We start from the raw sequence: 2,664 nt of genomic DNA, 5'->3' as shown, positions 1-2,664 counted from the left end.
GTGCTCGGTGGTGTCCTGGGCTTCTCAGCCCTCGAAGTAGTTGGACTTGTCCGAGTCGTTGAACGTCTGGCGGCCCAGCGTGAGGGTCGCCACCGGGTGGGTGCTGATCTGCGGCGCGAAGCCGCCGGTGCTCGGCGCCGTGGCGGGCGTGTCCTTACCGGCGGGCGGGGTGGTGACGGTGATCTGTGCGGCCATGACCGGCCTCCCTTGTCATCGGTGAATGCGGCAGTGGTGCTGCCTCTATGTCACCGCGATCCAAGAGCCGTTCCCAGAGACGGAGTTGGGGACTTACTGGGAGTGGATCTGGGAGGAAGCTGGGACGCCCTTGGGACGTCAGCCTCCGAGGAGGTCGAGGACAGCCCGTTGGTAGACGGCGTAGACCTGCGGCAGCTCGGCCAGGCGGGCGCGTTCGTCGATGCCGTGCAGCCCTTCGTACGTCACCCCGAAGCCTGCCGTGGCCCAGATGCCCTCCCCGGCGAGCAGGTTGCCGATGTTCGACGGTCCCGCGGTCTTCGCCCTGACCGCGAGCCCCGACTCCGAGGCCGCGCCGAAGAGGGCGGCGGCGGGCTGCTCGTCCTCGGCGAGGCGGAACGGCGGCCACGCGGCGACCGGAGTGACCTCGGTGGGCGCCGGGGCGGGCAGATCCGCGTCGAGTTCGGCGACGGCCTTGCGGATGAGGGTCTCGGCGTCGTGCGCGTCGAAACCGGGGGTCGTCCGTACGTCGACGTTGATGTCGACCCGGTCGGGTGTGACCGAGAAGCCCTGTCCGCCGTGGAAGGCGGTGACCGACAGCTTCGGCGCCAGCGGGAACCCCGAGCCGCCGTCCACGCCGGGCAGGTCGGCGGCGTCCAGGAGCCGCACGAGGTGGGCGGCGCGGGAGATCGCGCCGATCACGGTCCTGCTGGACCCGGAGTGCCCGGAGTGAGCGTGCACAGCGATGGTGGCCCGCCACAGGCCCCGGCCGCCGACTACGACCGCGTCCAGGCCCGGGTATCCGATCATCACCCCGGCGGGGCGGGCGGCGTGCGGGTCGGCAAGGTAGGCGCGGGCGCCGCCGAAGCCGCCGGTGTGCTCGTCGACGTCCAGGAGCACGGCGAGCCCGCCGTGAAGGTCAGCGGCGCGGGGTACGAGGTCGGCGGCGATATGGCAGAACATGGCGGCGGCGAGCTTGGAGTCGGCCGCCCCCCGGCCGCGCAGCCAGCCGTCCACGATGTCGCCGCAGTCCGGCGGGAACGTCCAGGCCCTCTCGTCGCCGTACGGGGCGGTGTCCACGCACGCGTCCAGCGTCCACCAGGGCCCCGGACACCCGCCGGGGATCTCCACCAGCAGCCCTACTACAGCGCCCGACGCGTCATGCAGGCGCCGGTGCGGCAGGCCACGAGCGGCGAGCCAGTCCTCCAGCGCGGCAAGGACGGGCCCGTAGTCGTCGATCCCCGCCCGGCTCGGACGACGGATCAGCTCGCTCGCCAGCTCGACCACAGACGCCGTACGGGCCTGGGCCGCCTGCGACAAGTCCTCGCTCACGATTCTCCCCACCACATGTCAGTTGAGCCGCACCGGCAGCGCACGCACGGCCTCGGTCGTCTCCACCGGCCGCGCGGACGCGCACGCCTCCCGCCCATGGTGGACCAGCCCCACCGCCCCTTCGCGACTGAGCAGAACGCCGCAGTCGAACCCCTCCGCCCCGTGGAAGGACGGCAACGGCACCACCGCGGCACTCTCCGAGGCGACGAAGAAGCGTTCCAGCGCCTCGGTGGCCTCCACCATCCCGATGTGCAGCGTCTTGACGCCGTTGCGGCGCGCGGACGGATCGCGCAGTTCCAGCAGCCGCGCCAAGTGGTCGACGAGCGCCCGATGGCGCGGCGGGCCGTACAGCACCCGGTAGTGGACCAGGTCCGGCTGCTGGGCCACGGCCGTCTCGATCGCCGCCAAGTACACCTTCTCCCGTGACCGGGAGCCGGTGACGACCAACTGCTCGCGCGCCCCGGCGACGACACCCGTCATCGCCTCGACCAAGTCGGTCCAGCGAGTGAGCACCTTGACCACCACCGCCGTGCCGGACGTCTCCAGCACGCTGGTGGCCGCACCGTCCTGGTGGGCGAACAGCACCTCCGAGCGCTCGCGGTACAACTGGCACAGACCCGCCCGGTTCCGCTTGCCCGTACGACGCCGGCCGGACTCCCACGCACTCATCAGGCTCGCGTCCGCCGCCCCGCCGGTGAACGCGTTCAACGCTTCGGCGGCCCCCTCCAGTGTCATGTTCCGTGCGTTCCGGGCCCGCCTGAGCGCCGAGTCCGCACTGCTGGCTGCGGCCACACACACCGCCCCCTCCCCCTGCACCGGCACGTACCCGCAGTCTTCCCCGCGCGGTGGCGTTCCCCACTACGAGCCCGCGAGACCGGTGACAAGCACAGGGGGACGCCACCGAGCCGGCCCTGTCGCGGCACAAGCCGGTGCGCCCCGGTCGGGCTTCTGCGCGATGCTCAAGTTCCTGCTCTTCAAGAGCCGCTTCCCCGCGGCCGGCCTAAGTAGTGTGGGGCCCCTGGCTACCCGTACCGGCGTTGAGGTCGAAGTCACCCACGTACCACTTCCCCTTGAGCTTCTCGGCCTCCACCTTGGCCGAGAAGCTCTTCGGGTTCACGCCCTTCGAGGCATCCAGAATGA

The 2,664-nt window shown here is 71.5% G+C and carries 3 protein-coding genes; all 3 read right to left on the bottom strand.

Going from position 1 to position 2,664, the window contains the following annotated elements; genetic code table 11:
* Nucleotides 1-24 precede the first annotated feature (24 nt).
* The 3 genes from ACFU99_RS40245 to ACFU99_RS40235 all read right to left on the bottom strand — a co-directional run bounded on the left by ACFU99_RS40245 (nucleotide 25) and on the right by ACFU99_RS40235 (nucleotide 2,259).
* On the bottom strand, nucleotides 25-195 hold the full coding sequence (locus ACFU99_RS40245; RefSeq protein ID WP_384402707.1) for a hypothetical protein: 171 nt from the start codon (nucleotides 193-195) through the stop codon (nucleotides 25-27).
* A gap of 138 nt (nucleotides 196-333) precedes the next feature.
* Nucleotides 334-1,524 (bottom strand): M20 family metallopeptidase, encoded by a 1,191-nt coding sequence (locus ACFU99_RS40240; RefSeq protein WP_384402704.1) that lies wholly within the window; start codon nucleotides 1,522-1,524, stop codon nucleotides 334-336.
* An 18-nt stretch (nucleotides 1,525-1,542) separates the two neighbouring features.
* Nucleotides 1,543-2,259, bottom strand: a complete 717-nt coding sequence (locus tag ACFU99_RS40235; protein WP_384402702.1) for an XRE family transcriptional regulator — start codon at nucleotides 2,257-2,259, stop codon at nucleotides 1,543-1,545.
* Between the last annotated feature and the right edge of the window lie 405 nt (nucleotides 2,260-2,664).

Source organism: Streptomyces sp. NPDC057654, from assembly GCF_042800135.1.
Taxonomy (GTDB): domain Bacteria; phylum Actinomycetota; class Actinomycetes; order Streptomycetales; family Streptomycetaceae; genus Streptomyces.
Note: the sequence above shows the minus strand (reverse complement) of the source record. Positions and strands in the feature narration are given on the sequence as shown.

Excerpts from the sequence above, each read along its gene's own strand:
- ACFU99_RS40245 (WP_384402707.1), bottom strand. The coding sequence starts at position 195 with ATGGCCGCACAGATCACCGTCACCACCCCGCCCGCCGGTAAGGACACG.
- ACFU99_RS40235 (WP_384402702.1), bottom strand. The coding sequence starts at position 2,259 with ATGACACTGGAGGGGGCCGCCGAAGCGTTGAACGCGTTCACCGGCGGG.